The sequence below is a fragment of the Marinicrinis sediminis genome (genome assembly GCF_042685085.1).
GTDB classification, from domain to species: Bacteria; Bacillota; Bacilli; order Paenibacillales; family KCTC-33676; genus Marinicrinis; species Marinicrinis sediminis.
Map to the genome: position 1 here is coordinate 1 of NZ_JBHUMM010000044.1, position 17,607 is coordinate 17,607.

The following is a 17,607-nucleotide window of genomic DNA, read 5'->3' on the forward strand; positions in this document are numbered from 1 at the left end:
TCACCCTCTCAGGTCGGCTACGCATCGTCGCCTTGGTAAGCCGTTACCTTACCAACTAGCTAATGCGCCGCAGGCCCATCTGCAAGTGAGAGCCGAAACCCTCTTTCCCCAGAAAATCATGCGATTCTCTGGACCATCCGGTATTAGCTAACGTTTCCGCTAGTTATCCCGATCTTGCAGGCAGGTTGCCTACGTGTTACTCACCCGTTCGCCGCTAAGTATAAGAAGTGCAAGCACTTCTTATACTCCGCTCGACTTGCATGTATTAGGCACGCCGCCAGCGTTCGTCCTGAGCCAGGATCAAACTCTCCAATAAAGGTAAAAAGTTTGGCTTGCTCATTTTGTTGCTGGTTGGAATTTTCATTCCGGGGGTTCCCGTCCGATCCATAAAGGAAAGGACAATGAAACCTTATTTTGAAATTTGGACAATTTCGCTCGCTGTTCAGTTTTCAAAGGACAATGTGTTTCGTTTGTGTGATGCGTTTCTCTGTAGCTGCGTGGTTAGCAGCGAGAAGTATCATAACACATCGGTTTTTTTTTGACAAGCCTCTTTTTTTCCAATCAACCGATCAATCGTGAAGATAAGAAGTCATTAACAAGCTTGTTGCGAATGTCGTCTCAATGGCGACTTGAATAATATATCATGGCGGTACTTTTGAAGTCAATCCTTTATTCCTTGAAATCTTTCCCACTATTTCATAGCCTAATCTCTACCCTCATCGAGCTACAGAATAAACGACTGAATGCCTAATAGCAGGCATAATCCGGGTATGCCCAGCAATACGATTGTGCCAATGGTATAAAAGTTAATCGCAATCTGCATATCTCCCAGAAGGCCCATGTGATTGATAACATACAATATGATCGCAGCCAGCGAGATGTTACTAATTGTATAGGTGATGATCTTCGGAGACAGGTGTTTCCGAATGATCACGATGATTAAGGCAAGTATAGATAGCAAGAGAGTAAGGAGCCAGAGGTTCATGCTCATTTACGCCCCTTTCCTGAACTGGACATCCCCAGCTCGGGCTTATGGATAACCTTTTGTTCTTTTGCCTGTTTTAACAGCATCTCGTATCTCTTTTCAGCGGCTTCGAGCGTATAGATGGCGTAATCGACCTGTTCAGCGCCAACCGCCGTGTCCAATCGCTTGTACGCTACGCTCCATTCCTTACGAGCCCTCTCAATCTCGTCAATCAAACACGTTTCCTCACTCATTCCCTTATCTTTTCTCCATATATATTGCAGCCAGCTTTTCCAATTCATTTATCTCCCCCCTATGCTTGTACGATATATACATAGGGCAGAAGTCGGGGATTTAGAACTGTTTTTCTCATTTTCAATCATCATCACAGTAAAAAGGAGCCGTCTCCGGTTAGATACCTAACCTAGAGACCAGCTCCTTATCCGTTTGTTTCTATTCATATTTTGAAGGTGGTGTCCCGATTACAGAAGTTCTCTGCGTCCTTCCAACGCTTTGGACAGCGTCACCTCATCCGCATATTCCAGGTCTCCGCCCACCGGTAAGCCGTGTGCAATACGAGTTACTTTCAACCCAAACGGTTTTACCAGTTTAGACAAGTACATGGCCGTTGCTTCTCCTTCAATATTCGGATTGGTGGCTAGGATCAGTTCCTTCACTTTTTCATCGGTCAATCGGCGAAGCAGTTCAGCAATGCGAATTTCGTCAGGCCCAATTCCTTCCATGGGGGAAATCGCTCCATTGAGTACATGGTACAAACCTTGAAATTCTTTGGTTCTCTCCATGGCAATGACATCCTTCGGTTCCTGAACCACACAAATCACCGACTGGTCACGATGTTTATCCTGACAGAGCCTGCAGGGGTCTACATCTGTAATGTTGCAGCACACGGAGCAGTAAGTGAGATTGCGTTTGACATTCACGAGTGCTTTCGCAAAGTCCACCACTTCCTCTTCCTTCATTCGAAGCGCATGAAACGCCAGTCGAGCTGCGGTCTTATTGCCAATGCCGGGCAGCTTTGAGAAAGCATCAATCAATTTCGCAATCGGTTCTGGATAATACAAATGAAAGAACTCCTTTATCGTCGGCAAATGCCATTAGAATAATCCCGGGATATTCATGCCTCCGGTAAACTTCCCTAAATCTTTATTGGCAAGTTCCTCTGCCTGGCTCATCGCATCATTGACCGCAGCAATGATGAGGTCCTGCAGCATTTCGACGTCTTCAGGATCAACCGCTTCCGGCTTAATTTGAATATCCAGCAATTTGCGGTGACCGTTAACGGTAGCAGTGACCACGCCACCGCCTGCCGTACCTTCAATCTTTTTCTCTCCCAGCTCTTCTTGTGCCTTCATCATTTGTTCCTGCATTTTTTTCACTTGCTTCATCATTTGATTCATATTGCCTTTCATATTCACTCATCTCCTTTAATATCGTCTTTTATCGTTACGAGATCTTCTCCAAATAACTGAATGGCCTCGTTGATCCATTTTTCCTTGTATGCACCATCTGCATCTGTCTCTTCCGCCGTCCATTCCAGTGGCTCGGCCACTTGGTCAACAGGTTGTTGTTGCGTGGCTTCTTCCCATTCCTTGGACATCGTGGTCTCAATTTGAAACGGCTGACCCAGTACCTCATTGAGAACTTCTTCAATGAGTTGCTTGTTCATGGGCTTCTCTGTGGTTTCTCTATGGATCGTATTTTTAAAAGCAAGCAAGAGATGCCCATTTGCCACAGATACCGGTTCTCCATCTACCAGCCAAGCATGAACCGTGATCTTGCGCTGTTTTACCTGCCCAAGAACCTGATTCCATTTGGGAAGCACCGCTTTTACTTCCTCCTGATGGGCCAAATACGGCTCAAGGTTCATTCTTTTCCTGACAGTCTGCGAAGGACTGCCAGATTTAGTGCTGCCTGATCGCGAACCAGACGAAGCACTAGTTGAGGATGACGCCGAAGCGACAGCTGCTCCCTCTCCTGCCAATACCTTCTTCAACTGCATTTCCAGCGCATTCAACCGATTCTCCAGCTTATGGATCATGTCTCCACTAGCCTGAGCATCCGAGGACGAAGGCTTCATTCCCTGATCTGACCACAGCGTGGTAAGCTTCAATGCAGCCAGCTCAAGTATGATTTGGGGATTGGGGGCATATTTCATTTCAGTCTGATAATGATGCAGCGTATCCAGCATACGAAAGATCTGGTCCCGATCGTAATGTCGTGCGGTATCTTCAAACAGGGCCGGGTCTTGGATGCGATCTGTCACGACCTCACTGCCAGCAGGAAGTACTTGAATAAGCAGCAGATCCCGGTAGTACTGAATCAAATGCTCAAGTGTCTGTTCCGCACTTTTACCTTCCTGCATCCATACGGAGATGCGGTCCAGCACATTTGCAGTCTGACCTTCCCGAATATCCTCTGCCAGTTGTTTAAATTGATCAGCGGCAATTCCGCCTGTTGCACGAATCACGAGATCGTACGTAATCTGCCCATCTGCAAATGCACGCATCTGATCCAAAATACTCAGTGCATCCCGCATCCCGCCATCGGATAGCCTGGCGATATATGCTGCAGCCTGTTCTTCCACTTCAATCTGTTCCTCGTTGCAAATATGCAAAATTCGCGAGGTCTGATCCTCCAGACTCACTCTGCGGAAATCAAAACGCTGACAACGCGAAATGATAGTAGCTGGAATACGGTTGGGCTCCGTGGTAGCCAAGATGAAGATCACATGGGGCGGAGGTTCTTCGAGTGTCTTCAGAAGGGCATTGAATGCTTCTGTTGTTAACATATGCACTTCATCAATGATGTACACCTTATATCGAACTTCCGTAGGCGCATATTTGACACGATCCCGAATATCACGAATTTCTTCCACACCGCGATTGGATGCCGCATCGATTTCCTGTACATCCATGACGGCCCCTTCTGTGATACGGCGACAGGCTTCACATTCATTGCAGGGTTCAGCTGCTGGTCCCTTCGCACAGTTCAGAGCTTTGGCCATAATTTTAGCCGCACTGGTCTTGCCCGTCCCTCGGGGACCACTAAATAAATAAGCATGGGAAACACGCTGTTCTCTCAGAGCATTTTGCAAGGTTTGAATAATGTGCTTCTGGCCGACAACATCTCTGAAAGATTGGGGTCTCCATGCACGGTAAAGGGCTATATGGCTCATCGCTTAAAACTCCTAATACCTGATTGATATCTCGTTCATTATACTATAACTTATTCTCGGAATGTAACCGTGTTTTGAATTCCTTGCAGGGAAGGGTCACCCTGTGCATGAAGCAATCGCAATCAGGTTGCTCTGCTGGACTGTTTATAGGGCAGACTGATTGTAAATGTGGTTCCGAACCCTTTGGAAGATACACGAATATTCCCCCCTAAATCATGAATAATGCGTTGGCAAACTGACAGACCCAATCCGGTTCCACTTTCCTTTGTCGTAAAGAAAGGATCAAATATTTTGTCGATCATAAAGCTGGGGATGCCTGGCCCCGTATCATGAATTTCGATCATAATCTTGCACTGCTCGTGATCAATACTTTCCCGAATGTTAAGGACACCCTCGTGATCCATGGCTTCAATCCCGTTTTTACTAATATTGATGCATACTTGTTTGAGCAGTTCCTTGTCCGCGATAACCTCCGGCAGTTCCACTTCTGACTCATACTTGACAGTGATGTTGTGCAGGATCGCTTCATTGTTAATAATGGGCAGAATTTCTCTGATGACGGTTGAGACATGAACGGGCTTCAGATGCAGTTCTTTCGGTTTGCTCAGCATCAGAAACTCGCTGACCAGGTCGTTAATGCGATTGATTTCAGTCAGCATTAACTCCGTATATTCAAACTCTTTTTCCAACCCGTGCTCCAGCATGGTTTTCTTGAAAACCTGCAGAAAACCCTTTATAGAAGTTAAAGGGTTGCGGATTTCATGCGCTGTACCAGCTGCGATCTGCCCGATCATGGCCAGTCGATCACTGCGCTGCACCTGTTCCTCCAGCGATCTCAGATTGGAAACGTCCTTGAATATAATGTAGGCTCCCACCACTCGTTCAGTGGCATCCTTGATGACATTGGCATCCAGCAACAACTCATAGCGCTTGTTTTGATTGGTCCAGATAAAGGCATGGTTGCGTACCACGGCCCCATCCAGAATGGAGCGTTGAATAAACTGGTATTCCTTGGGTACGGGGTCGAAGATGTGATCCATGGACTGATTCAGCACATCCGGCCTTACTACCCCTAGAATCTGACAGGCCGTTTCACTAATATCCACGAGATTGAAATTACGATCCAGGAGCAGCACCCCCAAATTCACATCTCTTAACAGGGCCGATGAAAATTTCTCCAGCAGGGTAAAGGAAGGCGGCAAGTACAGGTCGTGGAAGACAATGAAATAGGAGTGTGGCATTTTTTGCTGCTGCACTTCGAACACAGACACGCTTGTGACATGTCGTTCCCCGTTTTTTCCGCTCACTTCAATAACAGGGATCTGTTCGAGGCTGTCGGCATCCCGAATCCATTCAGCCAATTCAGCAATGTCCACTGAATCAACCAACATATCCTGTACAGTATAAGAAATGATCTCATTGAATTCATATCCCAATATTTGCAACAGCGTGTCATTGCTGCATAGAATTGTACCATCTCTGGATACAATCATGACAGACTGGTAGCAATAATGATTGATATACTCGGCAATCTCGTCCATCGTAAATGGAATCTGTAATTGGAGCGGAAACATCATCCGGCTCACCTCATTTTCAGTAGCATCAATTACATTACTATTCTCCTTACTTTTCCAATTTCCTGTTTACGGTTAGGAATAACTTACAGAATTACAAAGATTCGACCCGAGGTCAATCCCCATACTCAAACATGTATAAAAAAACTCTCCATTTCTAATATGAAGAAATGGAGAGTGCTCTTGGATGCATACGGTTATGTATACCGTGCACCTATTGTTGATATTGCAACATGAGCGTGCCTTTATCGCCAGCTCAGGCTGGGCGACCCCTCGGCACATGGAAATTCCTGCTTACGGCTGCTTTCTTCCGAACCTGACCGGGTTCACAGGTTTCCATTGCGAGGGACCCAGCCCTCAACACTACGTGTAAAGACCGTGTTCACATCCACAATACCTCGAATAGGAATTCAACCCCGCTATAGCGGATTGCGGGTACAGGGCACCGCTACCTCCCCGTCTAGCACGGCAATAGTTAGTATAACGAATCCCGAACAAAATAGCAACCTTCAGAAATACTTGCCTGAAATGCAAAAGTCTCCTTGCCCTTTTCACGGTGCGATCTCACCTGTCATGATTGTCATTTCTGATGATGACGGAGATGGCCTGAGACATGAACTTTATATCTGGGCAGCATGTACGCAAGCTGATCATATACATTGGATTCGATCGTTTCAATCTCCCAGCCTTTGAACGTATCGGCCAATTGAATCTTCACATGCAGGTTTCCACCATTAATACGGTATCGGTAACGCTCTATTTCCTGGATACCATCCAGCGTTTGCGCAATCAGGTTTTCATCGTACCGGTACGTATGATACGTATCCGGATTTGTAGGCAATCCAGGGTGACTGTTTGTCGTACCCAGATATCCGTCATTTCCATATCCCTTTATTTTGCTGTTATCCCTTGGCGCGCAAGCTGTCATAAGGAGTAGTAATACAAGTGCAACAACGAGGTACTTGACCTGGATGATGTTTCGAAGTCCTGTCATGAAAAAACCTCCCTTTGCTCAATAGCATGAACAAAGGGAGGCTCGGATATGCGGAGCCCTCACGGCGGAGGGATTCCTCATTATTACATTCCGTATTTCTTCTTGAATTTATCAACACGACCACCAGCATCAAGGAACTTCTGCTTACCGGTGTAGAATGGATGACATGCGGAGCAAATCTCAACACGTACATTTTCTTTCACAGAACCGGATTCAAAGCTGTTGCCACAAGCACAGCTCACAGTGGTAACATGATATTTCGGATGAATAGCTTCTTTCATCGTTGTTCACCTCTTTCTGCCCTGAATCTGTGATGTCGATCCAGAGTTATATAGACACATGAATGCATTATAGCATGATCATATTTCGAGTGCAATACTCTTTCTCCGGAGGTCCCTGTTCACCTCATTTGCTCAGGATGCAGAGGTTCTGCCCCGTTTTCCACTTTGCTGTGAAGCAGCTTCCAGCTTGGTCAAGAACTCTTCATTCGTTTTGGAGTCGGTCAATCTCTTCAGGAAAGCTTCCAGGAAATCATGGGAATCATTCATGGTTTTGCGCAGCGACCAGATCTTGTCCAGCTGCTCCTTGTTCATGAGCAGTTCTTCCCTGCGGGTTCCGGATCTGCGAATGTCCATAGCCGGGAATACTCTGCGTTCAGCCAGCTTGCGGTCAAGATGAAGCTCCATATTGCCCGTTCCCTTGAATTCCTCATAGATGACATCATCCATTCTGGAGCCCGTATCCACCAGTGCGGTAGCCAGTATCGTCAAGCTGCCTCCTTCTTCCACATTCCGAGCAGAGCCGAAGAAACGCTTGGGACGATGAAAGGATGCCGGATCAATCCCTCCTGACAAAGTGCGTCCGGATGGCGGGATCACCAGATTGTACGCTCTGGCCAGACGAGTGATGCTGTCCATGAGGATAACGACGTCTTTCTTATGTTCGACCAATCGAAGAGCCCGTTCCAGCACCAATTCTGCTACCTTGATATGATTTTCCGGCAGTTCATCAAACGTCGAAGCAATCACTTCTCCTTTGACAGAACGCTGCATGTCTGTCACTTCCTCTGGTCGTTCATCAATGAGAAGGACGAACAGCTCAACTTCCGGATAGTTATGAGAAATGCTGTTGGCAATTTGTTTCAACAGAAGTGTTTTCCCCGCCTTTGGAGGAGCAACAATCAATCCCCGCTGACCCTTTCCGACTGGTGCCAGCAGATCAATAATACGGGTTGCCGTATGTTCAGGAGAAGTCTCGAGTACGATTTGTTCCTGTGGGTATAATGGGGTCAGAGCAGGAAAATGGAGTCGTTCAGAGGCTTTGTTCGGATTTTCACCGTTGACTGCTTCTACATGCAGCAATCCAAAATAACGTTCATTTTCTTTGGGAGGCCGACACTTGCCGGATACCAGATCACCGGTTCGAAGATCGAACTTGCGGATCTGCGAGGCCGAAATGTAGATATCCTCCGTGCTAGGCAAGTAGTTGATCGGCCTTAGAAAACCAAACCCTTCCGGCAGGATCTCCAGTACACCCTGCATGAACATCAGCCCGCTCTGTTCGGCCTGTGCGCGCAGAATCGCAAAGATAAGCTCTTTTTTCTTTAGTTGTCCGTAATAAGGGATCTGATATTTTTTCGCCAGCGCATACAGCTCGGTCAGCTTTAGCGCTTCCAAATCCGCCAGGGACACTTGTCCTGTTTCCATATTCAACCATCCACCACTCTTTATTATTGCTAAATTTGTTTAGTATTTATCTTAGCCCTGAAAGTTATACCTTATTCAATAACTTCCTCTCGCCATACTTCCGCACCGAGCGAAGTCAGATTCTCAACAAGTCGGTCATATCCACGATCAATGTATTCCAGTCCAAATACTTCTGTAATTCCTTCCTGAGCAGTCAGCCCCGCAATCACAAGCGCAGCACCAGCCCTCAGATCCGTAGCCTGGACTTTTGCGGCATGCAAATAAGATCGCTTGATAATGGCAGAACGCCCTTCCAGCTTAATATCGGCCCCCATACGGGCAAGTTCAGGAATATGCTTGAATCGGCTGCTGTATACGTGATCGGTCAGTACGCTGATTCCCTCTGCCTGCAGCAGCAAACTGGTCATCGGAGACTGGAGATCCGTTGCAAATCCAGGGTACACCAATGCCTTGACGTCGATGCCCTGATAGAGCGGCTTTCCGATAATTCGGATGGACTCTTCCATCTCTTGAACCTCTACGCCCATTTCAATCAGCTTGGCCGTGACCGCTTCCATATGCTTCGGAATAATCTGATCAATGATGACTCGCCCTCTGGTGGCTGCCGCAGCGATCATGTACGTACCTGCCTGGATACGGTCTGGTATAATCGAATGCCGGCATCCTTTCAGAGAAGACATGCCTTCGATTCGAATCGTTTCCGTGCCTGCACCCTTAATCTTGGCGCCCATGGCATTCAATAATGTCGCGACATCTATAATTTCAGGCTCTTTGGCCGCATTTTCGATGGTGGTCGTGCCTTCTGCGCGTGACGCAGCCAGCATGATGTTAATCGTAGCTCCAACGCTGACGACATCCAGATATATTTTTGCCCCACGAAGCTTTTTCGCCTGGATATGAATGGCGCCCTGTTCATTCTTCACTTCAGCACCCAGTGCTTCAAATCCTTTAATATGCTGATCAATTGGACGGGGTTCGAAATTGCACCCTCCCGGCAAGCCGATGATGGCTTCGCCAAAACGACCCAGAAGAGCCCCCATCAAATAATAGGATGCACGTAATTTCTTTACTTTGCCATTTGGCAGTGGAACCGATAAGGCCTGTGAGGGATCAATCCACATTTGATCCTCTTTCATGGATACGGTACATCCAAGCTGCTCCAGCAATTCTTTATAGATCAAGACGTCACTAAGCTCTGGCATATTGTCTAAAATAACCGCTGATTCTGCCAGCATTGCAGCAGGAATCAACGCGATGGCGCTGTTTTTTGCGCCGCTGATCCGGATAGAGCCTTCCAATGGTCTTCCGCCAGCTACCATTAATTTCTCTTGCATCAATTGATGTCCTCCCCTGGGTGTGTGGATTACTCCCCAGTGCAATTGTAAAATGGAATGCAATAAAAAGAAAGGGGAAATTCACCACGGATGCTTCCAGATGATTTCCCCTTTGTTCTACCTGTTGAAATTAAGCTTGGTTGTTGCTGCCAAACAAGCGGATTTTGGAACGAACGACTTCAACCATTGCGTTGCGAGCCGGTCCTAAGTATTTGCGAGGATCATATACTTTGCTGTTAGCAGCCAGTGCATCACGAATGGCTTGTGTACAAGCAACCTGATTCTCTGTATTTACGTTGATTTTACCTACACCCGCAGCAATGGATCGCTTGATCATCTCATCCGGTACGCCGGAACCGCCATGCAGAACAACTGGAACCGGAATAGCGCGTGTCACTTCTTCGATAATATCGAAATGAATGTTAGGCTCACCTGCATACATGCCGTGCGCCGTACCCACTGCGATAGCCAGGCAATCTACGCCTGTTTCCTCATAGTACTGGATTGCTTCGGAAGGCTTCGCCAGTGCTGCATCTGCCTCGTCCACACTGATGTCGTCCTCCACTCCGCCGATTGTGCCAAGCTCTCCTTCTACGGAAACGCCCATCGCATGAGCCGCTTTCACAACTTCTTTCGTCAATCGGATGTTATCTTCGAACGAATGGTGAGAACCGTCGAACATAACGGAAGAGAATCCGGCACGGATACATTCCATCGCAACTTCGAAGCTGCTGCCGTGGTCAAGATGAAGGGCAATCGGAAGACCAGATTTGTCTGCTGCCGCTTTTGCCATTGCAACCGTAAAGTCGATACCCATATATTTAAGGGCGCCTTCAGAAACACCGTAAATAAATGGAGAATTTTCCTCGATTGCAGCTTGCATAATCGCTTGTGCAAACTCCAGATTATTCATGTTAAACTGCCCTACTGCGAATTTTTTTTCTTTCGCCTTAGGTAAAAACTCATTCATAGACACCAATGGCATGGTTTCTTCCTCCTTATTTTTCCGTAAGTCATACTCGGCTATTATAACACAATCCATTTGAGATTTGTATGAAGCTTGTCACAAAATGACGAATACGAATGAAACACGGATGGAACGCGGATAGAAGCGGCAGGATAAAGGAAAAAGCGCCCTGAAGACGCCTTTCCATTCCATGCATGCAGTTGTTGGAGCTTCACACAGAGAGTCCGTTGCAGAGCTGCTCACGAACCGCCACACGAAGCTCATCGATATCAAAGGGCTTCGTAAAATGCTGAAGGGCGCCCAGATCGGTTGCCTCTTTGATCATATCCAGTTCTCCGTAGGCCGTCATCATGATCACTTTCGTCTCCGGATCGATGTCTTTAATATGCTTCAATATTTCCAAACCATCCATACCCGGGATTTTCATGTCCAGCAAAATTAAGTCGGGCTTTTCTTCATGCACGATTTCAAGTGCCAGCTTCCCGTTCGATGCCTGAAAGGTCTGGTACCCTTCACTATTGAACACTTCACACAGCAAGATTCGAATCCCGTTCTGATCATCCACTATCAGTAGCTTCTTCTCCTTCATGCTTCCCATCATCTTCCCCCTAGCATTCCTTGGAATTGCTTATCTATGACTCCACCTGACATCATTCAGTATTGTTAGTTTTCGCCATAAAATTGGAAGTTCCTGCTGATCTGCACAAATATTCTGTTAGGGATGTCAGTTTCACTTACATTCAAAGATGTCAGATTGACTCACCTTTAGGATCACTTACTTTCCTTCAAGGACAGCGCAGTGGCCACAAAGTGCTTGAACAAAGGCTGCGGACGGTTCGGTCTGGACGTAAACTCTGGATGGAACTGTACAGCCAGGAACCAAGGATGGTCTTCCAGTTCCACAATTTCCACTAGTCTGCCATCCGGTGAAGTACCGGAGAAGCGAAGACCTTTCTCTTCCAGCAATTCACGATATTCATTATTGAACTCATAACGATGGCGGTGTCTCTCATACACCAGTTCATCTTCATAACACTTCATAGCCAAGGAATCTTCCCCGATTTTGCATGGATACAGTCCCAAACGCATCGTACCGCCCAGGTCTTCAATATCCTTCTGTTCCGGAAGTAAATCAATGACAGGGTAGGTGGTGGACGGATTGATCTCTGAGCTGTTTGCGCCTTCCAGCAGACCCAATGAACGCGCATACTCAATGACCGCTACCTGCATACCCAGACAGATGCCAAAGAACGGAATACGCTGCTCACGCGCATAACGGATCGCGGCTACTTTACCCTCAATCCCCCGGTCTCCGAATCCGCCTGGCACCAAAATACCGTCAATACCGCCCAACAGTTCGTGCACATTATCTTCAAACACCTCTTCGGCATTCACCCAGCGGATCTTCACTTCCGCATTGCTGTCGAACCCGGCATGGCTCAGCGATTCTACAATACTGAGATAAGCATCATGCAAGGCCACATATTTGCCGACAATCGCAATTTCGACCGATTTCTTCAGGGATTTTACTTTGTTGACCAGTTGTTCCCACTCGGTCATATCCAGCTCGCGATTCGGCATTTTCAGGTGGTTCATCACAATCTGATCCAGACCCTGATCACGCATCATCAACGGAATCTCATACAACGTTTCCGCGTCCCGTGCTTCCACGACCGCATTGGCATCAATATCGCAAAAGAGTGCCAGCTTGCGCTTCATTTCATCGGTGAGCGAATGCTCGGTTCTGCATACAATAACTTGTGGCTGAATACCGATACTGCGCAGTTCTTTGACACTATGCTGGGTAGGCTTCGTTTTCACTTCTCCCGCTGCTTTCAGATACGGAATGAGGGTAACGTGGATGTACATCACATTCTCACGGCCTACCTCACTCTTGATTTGCCGAATTGCCTCCAGGAAAGGCAAACTCTCGATATCTCCTACGGTGCCCCCAATTTCTGTAATGACCACCTCAGAGCCTGATTCACGGCCTGCACGATAAACCCGATCCTTGATTTCGTTCGTAATGTGCGGAATAACCTGAACCGTTCCACCGAGGTATTCTCCTCTTCGTTCCTTTGTAATGACAGAAGAGTACACTTTACCGGTTGTCACATTGTTTGCCTTTGACAAGTTAATGTCAATGAAACGTTCGTAGTGGCCCAGATCAAGATCGGTTTCTGCTCCGTCGTCGGTTACGAATACCTCGCCATGCTGATACGGACTCATTGTTCCCGGGTCGACATTGATGTAAGGATCGAACTTCTGAATGGTTACTTTAAAGCCTCTGTTTTTGAGCAGTCTGCCCAGAGACGCTGCCGTAATCCCCTTTCCTAGAGAAGACACGACTCCGCCTGTAACAAAAATGTACTTTGTCACTTCTAAATACCTCCTAGTAAACGCTTGTTCTGTCCACCTATTTCGGGGATGAGTCCAGCTCTAAAAAAAATAAAGCACTCCCGTTAAACATAACGAGGCACTTTAATCCAAATCAAAAAAGAAAATTCGCATCTATGCTTGATTATTCACGATTTTCATCTTGTTTAGCCCATGCAATAGTTTACTCTCTGTTGATATCGGTGTCAAGGACGAGAATGAAGCGTCTAGTCCTTGTCGTCAAAATCCTCTTCTTCACCCAAATCCTCTTCATCTTCTTCATCATCATCATCGTCATCTTCTTCATCCATCATGTCTTCATCCAGTTCTTCGATCTCTTCTTCGTCCAGATCATCGTCCACTTCTTCATCATCCATATCATAGGACTCTTCTTCGTCATCGTCATCATTATTGGAGCGGTCATATTCTTTGTCATTGTCTTCTTCTGTGTACAGCTCTTCATCTGTATCTTCCTCATCGTCATCCTCATCGTTGATGATACGAGGGCGATTGGTGTTGACCGCGTCTTCGGCCTTGTCAATCGGATACCATCTTTTGAGTCCCCACAGGTTATTGCCTACACAGGCAAACCGTCCATCAATGTTAATCTCGGTATAAAGCTGGGCGATGACATCCATCACCTGATCTTCAGAAATGCCTTTAATCTTCGAAACCTCATCCATTAAATCTCTGTAGTAAAATGGCGTATTGGCGCTTTTTAATATAAGGAAAGCCAGATCAACCATCGGCATTTCTTGGGCTTGTTCCGGTGTAACCTTCAATGTGTATTTGCTGCTCAAGCTCTACACGTCCTTTCGATTCCATAAATTTTGACGTCTCATCATGGAAGTATGTAAATATTCATCCTTAAGTAAACCTTATTTTATCCAAAATTGCAACTCTATGATCCAACCTGCACCATTCGACGTTTTTCTATACCAGGCCCGTACCCCATTCTGACAAAAAGAGCGGAGTCGATCGACTCCGCAGGACTGTATCCCCGGGCTGACAACGGCCGCAACCGTATATGAACAAAGCCCGTTAATCTTCCCTTCCATAGTACGAAATCACGGGACGTTATGATACAGTTACAGGCCCATTTCTCCAAAAAGAGGCTTGTGACTCAATCTCTTCCCTCTCGCCGCTCATACAATATTGCAGATTCTATGCTCGGGAGGGAACATCATGGACTACACGCGTCTACTACAGCATACTCATTCCCTTCTCAAAAAAAAGAAAGGGCAGTCCAGGAGACAAATCATTCGCTTCACCAATCCATCTGAGTTCCAGCGATTCCAACACACGCTCCAGCGCATGCAGCCTTCTTATCAGACCCTAGAGCAAATCCACCCACTGGGACTCATCCACTCCTTCCTGTTTCCCCTGCATCCGTCTATCCCTATCGATCAGTTACCCGTGAAAATCAAGGCTGAATCAGACAGGAAAGCCATGGTACATGATCTGCCCCGATCCGACAAAAACAGACCGTCAAAACGAAACATTCCCTGGGGCATCCAGCATATAAAAGCACCGGCAGCATGGAAGACAGCAAAAGGCGAAGGGGTCAAAATCGCCGTGATCGATACCGGCATCAACTATTATCATCCTGACCTGAAACAAGCGGTGCAGAAAGGCTTCAATGTCCTTCACCGCTATCAGCTGCCTGTCGATGACAACGGACACGGTACACATATTGCCGGAACCATCGCCGCCTCTTCCGCTTCGGACGGCATGACGGGCGTCGCTCCCCATGCTCACATCTATCCCGTAAAAGCATTCGATTATCATGGCTCCGCTTACATCTCGGACATTATCATGGGACTGGAATGGTGCATCTCGCAGAAGATGGACATTATCAACATGAGTTTTGGCATGAAGGAACACAGTGAATCGCTGCAATACGCGATTCGCAAAGCAGCCGATGCGGGTTGTATTATCGTGGCTTCTTCCGGGAATGACGGCAACAAAAATGACATCGACTATCCCGCCAAGTTTCCGGAAACCATCTCGGTATCCGCCACCAACAAGGATCGCCGAATCGCCAAATTCAGCAACCGCAGCAAAGCAGTCAACATCTATGCGCCCGGTGACAAGATTCAATCAACCTGGCTGCGCGAAGGCTATTTTCAACTTAGCGGCACGTCGATGGCGACCGCGCATGTGAGCGGTGTCATTGCTCTTTTGCTCTCGATCAAGCCCTCTCTCACTATGAGGCAGGTGCGCGTTCGGCTAAAGCGTACGTCTCTTCCCCTGAATATGAAAACCAAAAAACCGCTCTCCGGCGAAATTCAAGCCCTGAGAGCGGTGAGATATGGCAGAAAGCGAAAACAGAAACGCAAATAAATGAGACTCGTTACATCTTCTCCGGTGCGGAAACACCAATCAGCTTTAGTACCGTGGTCAAGCCGATCTGAACCGATTTAACCAATGCCAATCTGGCCTGTGTGAGCTGTGCATCTTCCGTGATGACTTTCTCTGCCTTGTAATAGCTGTGAAACTGGGTGGCCAGTTCATACACATATCGAACCATGCGATGCGGAGCCAACTGCTCCGCAGCCGCTTCGATCTCTTCCTTCAGCTGTGCCAGCTTGTCTAGCAAGGCATATTCCGGTTCCTTGTCGAGTCGGGCCAGAACAGCGGGTTCCAAATCTGACTGCAAGACGATCCCTTGTTCTTGCGCAAGTCTGAATATGCTGCAGATACGCGCATGGGCATACTGAACATAAAAGACCGGATTTTCATTGGACTGGGAAACCGCAAGATCCATGTCAAAATCAAGATGGGAGTCCGTACTTCTCATAGCAAAGAAATAGCGGGTGGCATCCACACCTACCTCATCCATCAGATCCTCCATCGTTACCGCTTTACCGGTACGCTTGGACATCTTCACCTTTTCCCCGTTTTGATACAAGCTCACCATCTGCGACACAATCACAACCAATTGCTCTGGCGCATAGCCAAGCGCTTCCATCGCTGCTTTCATTCTTGGAATGTAGCCATGATGGTCCGCTCCCCATATATTGATCAATCGTTCAAAGCCACGGTTGAATTTATCCTTGTGATAAGCAATGTCCGGGGTCAGATACGTAAAGCTTCCGTCATTTTTGATAAGAACACGATCCTTGTCATCCCCATAATCCGTCGTGCGCAGCCATTTGGCTCCATCCTGTTCGTAGGTTTGACCTTTTTCATCGAGTTCTTGAAGAATGGCGTCTGTCTTGCCGCTTTCATACAAGGAAGTTTCACTGTACCACTCATCAAATGGAACACGGAAGCGCTCCAGGTCCCGCTTGATTTTCGCCAGTTCTTTCTCCAATCCATAACGACGGAAAAAGGCGGTGCGCTCCTCAGCTGGTAGAGACAAAAGCTCCTCACCCTTTTCTGCTTTCAACTCTTCCGCAAATTGCTTGATATCTTCACCGTGGTAACCGTCCTCCGGCATTTCAGCCTCATGGCCAAGCGCCTGCAGGTACCGGGCTTCAATCGAGGCAGCCAGATTCAATACCTGGTTGCCTGCGTCGTTAATATAATATTCACGACTCACTTTATATCCGGCAAAATCCAGTATGTTGCATAGCGTGTCACCGACGGCTGCGCCACGCGCATGACCAAGGTGAAGACTGCCCGTTGGATTTGCACTGACGAATTCAACCTGCACCTTCATGCCTTCTCCAAATTGGCTCCGTCCGAACTGTTCGCCCTGAGACAGCACCTCAGGCAGCACCTGGTGCAAATACGAGCGATCCATGTAAAAGTTAATGAATCCGGGACCTGCAATCTCTATCTTGGAGACGCCCGCTTCACCCGTCTGGAATTTGGCCACAATGGCTTCTGCAATCTGACGGGGATTTCGCTTGGCCATGCGGGTAAGCTGCATTGCGATATTCGTTGAGAAGTCTCCATGTTCCTTTTCCTTTGGCACCTCAAGCTGAATGTCCGGAATCTCGGTGGAATCGACGATCGCTGCTGCATCCACCGCCTGATGAATCTGCTGGATGAGGGTTTGCTTGACTTGTCCGAGTATACTCATGTTTGTGAATCCTCCTGAATGTGTATTTGTATGTCTACATGTCCGACATGCTGTTCCTCCGAATACAGATCATAGGACCAGGCCACAGAGCCCTTGCCCTCATTCAATTCGTTTCGAATCTGCACGTTCTCCGTTCTCAGCAGCAGTTTCCCGTGTGCAAATTGATAATACCCGCTGTGACTCTGTTGCTCCTCGAACACTTGCTCCGATTCAATATCGCCATGTCGAATCACTTTGATCTGGGTCTCATTGATCTTTATCGTGGTCATCGTCTGCCCCATCGCAGGGTCGGACTCTTCATAACGGAGATATAATGCGCTGGCTTTTTGGAAGCGGGTACCTTGAAGCTGCTGGCGCACGCTCTCCTCACCCTGTCTGCTCTCAATATGCAATTGGATCGACGCTGGCTCTGCTTTCACAATATCCGCTCCTGACTTCAAGATTCTCATATTTTAGCACAGCTTCT

Annotated in this window: 17 protein-coding genes, 1 rRNA gene and 1 other RNA gene; 1 reads left to right on the plus strand and 18 read right to left on the minus strand. The window is 47.3% G+C overall.

Annotated features, from left to right (window positions below; all coding sequences use genetic code 11):
- The 16 genes from ACFSUC_RS17795 to rpoE form a co-directional block, all read right to left on the minus strand.
- A 16S ribosomal RNA gene (locus tag ACFSUC_RS17795) occupies positions 1-316 on the minus strand; the annotation flags it as partial.
- Positions 317-724: 408 nt separating this feature from the next.
- On the minus strand, positions 725-991 hold the full coding sequence (locus ACFSUC_RS17800) for a pro-sigmaK processing inhibitor BofA family protein (RefSeq protein WP_379930996.1): 267 nt from the start codon (positions 989-991) through the stop codon (positions 725-727).
- Positions 988-1,266, minus strand: coding sequence for a YaaL family protein (locus tag ACFSUC_RS17805; RefSeq protein WP_379930997.1), 279 nt, complete (start codon positions 1,264-1,266; stop codon positions 988-990). The genes ACFSUC_RS17800 and ACFSUC_RS17805 overlap by 4 nt, the downstream gene beginning before the upstream one ends.
- Positions 1,267-1,446: 180 nt before the next feature.
- Positions 1,447-2,046, minus strand: coding sequence for a recombination mediator RecR (gene recR / locus ACFSUC_RS17810; RefSeq protein WP_379930998.1), 600 nt, complete (start codon positions 2,044-2,046; stop codon positions 1,447-1,449).
- A gap of 33 nt (positions 2,047-2,079) precedes the next feature.
- On the minus strand, positions 2,080-2,394 hold the full coding sequence (locus ACFSUC_RS17815) for a YbaB/EbfC family nucleoid-associated protein (RefSeq protein ID WP_379930999.1): 315 nt from the start codon (positions 2,392-2,394) through the stop codon (positions 2,080-2,082).
- A gap of 2 nt (positions 2,395-2,396) precedes the next feature.
- Positions 2,397-4,160 carry a DNA polymerase III subunit gamma/tau gene (gene dnaX, locus ACFSUC_RS17820; RefSeq protein WP_379931000.1) on the minus strand — a complete coding sequence of 588 codons (1,764 nt, stop codon included), beginning with the start codon at positions 4,158-4,160 and terminating at the stop codon, positions 2,397-2,399.
- Between the two features lie 122 nt (positions 4,161-4,282).
- Positions 4,283-5,737, minus strand: a complete 1,455-nt coding sequence (locus ACFSUC_RS17825) for an ATP-binding protein (protein ID WP_379931001.1) — start codon at positions 5,735-5,737, stop codon at positions 4,283-4,285.
- Between the two features lie 203 nt (positions 5,738-5,940).
- Positions 5,941-6,203: signal recognition particle sRNA large type (gene ffs, locus ACFSUC_RS17830), an RNA gene on the minus strand.
- 111 nt (positions 6,204-6,314) lie between these two features.
- Complete coding sequence (locus ACFSUC_RS17835; RefSeq protein ID WP_379931002.1) at positions 6,315-6,728, minus strand: hypothetical protein; 414 nt, start codon at positions 6,726-6,728, stop codon at positions 6,315-6,317.
- Between the two features lie 83 nt (positions 6,729-6,811).
- Positions 6,812-7,009, minus strand: a complete 198-nt coding sequence (gene rpmE, locus ACFSUC_RS17840) for a 50S ribosomal protein L31 (protein WP_379931003.1) — start codon at positions 7,007-7,009, stop codon at positions 6,812-6,814.
- 132 nt (positions 7,010-7,141) lie between these two features.
- The gene (gene rho, locus ACFSUC_RS17845; protein WP_379931004.1) at positions 7,142-8,434 is read right to left on the minus strand and encodes a transcription termination factor Rho; all 1,293 of its coding nucleotides are present in this window, start codon (positions 8,432-8,434) and stop codon (positions 7,142-7,144) included.
- A 71-nt stretch (positions 8,435-8,505) separates the two neighbouring features.
- Entirely contained in the window at positions 8,506-9,768 is a 1,263-nt protein-coding gene (locus ACFSUC_RS17850; protein WP_379931005.1) for a UDP-N-acetylglucosamine 1-carboxyvinyltransferase, read from the minus strand.
- A gap of 130 nt (positions 9,769-9,898) precedes the next feature.
- A complete protein-coding gene (gene fba / locus ACFSUC_RS17855) occupies positions 9,899-10,753 on the minus strand; it encodes a class II fructose-1,6-bisphosphate aldolase (protein WP_379931006.1) in 855 nt (284 codons plus the stop codon).
- 193 nt (positions 10,754-10,946) lie between these two features.
- On the minus strand, positions 10,947-11,324 hold the full coding sequence (locus ACFSUC_RS17860) for a response regulator (RefSeq protein WP_379931113.1): 378 nt from the start codon (positions 11,322-11,324) through the stop codon (positions 10,947-10,949).
- A gap of 182 nt (positions 11,325-11,506) precedes the next feature.
- Entirely contained in the window at positions 11,507-13,114 is a 1,608-nt protein-coding gene (locus ACFSUC_RS17865; protein WP_379931007.1) for a CTP synthase, read from the minus strand.
- Between the two features lie 224 nt (positions 13,115-13,338).
- Positions 13,339-13,911: a DNA-directed RNA polymerase subunit delta gene (gene rpoE / locus ACFSUC_RS17870; RefSeq protein ID WP_379931008.1), complete on the minus strand. Its 573-nt coding sequence runs from the start codon at positions 13,909-13,911 to the stop codon at positions 13,339-13,341.
- Positions 13,912-14,296: 385 nt separating this feature from the next.
- Here rpoE and ACFSUC_RS17875 point away from each other — a divergent pair, with 385 nt between their 5' ends.
- Positions 14,297-15,454 (plus strand): S8 family peptidase, encoded by a 1,158-nt coding sequence (locus ACFSUC_RS17875; protein WP_379931009.1) that lies wholly within the window; start codon positions 14,297-14,299, stop codon positions 15,452-15,454.
- A gap of 10 nt (positions 15,455-15,464) precedes the next feature.
- Here ACFSUC_RS17875 and argS read toward each other — a convergent pair whose 3' ends face one another.
- Positions 15,465-17,141 carry an arginine--tRNA ligase gene (argS, locus tag ACFSUC_RS17880; protein ID WP_379931010.1) on the minus strand — a complete coding sequence of 559 codons (1,677 nt, stop codon included), beginning with the start codon at positions 17,139-17,141 and terminating at the stop codon, positions 15,465-15,467.
- Positions 17,138-17,560 (minus strand): DUF1934 domain-containing protein, encoded by a 423-nt coding sequence (locus ACFSUC_RS17885; RefSeq protein WP_379931011.1) that lies wholly within the window; start codon positions 17,558-17,560, stop codon positions 17,138-17,140. The genes argS and ACFSUC_RS17885 overlap by 4 nt, the downstream gene beginning before the upstream one ends.
- Positions 17,561-17,607 lie beyond the last annotated feature (47 nt).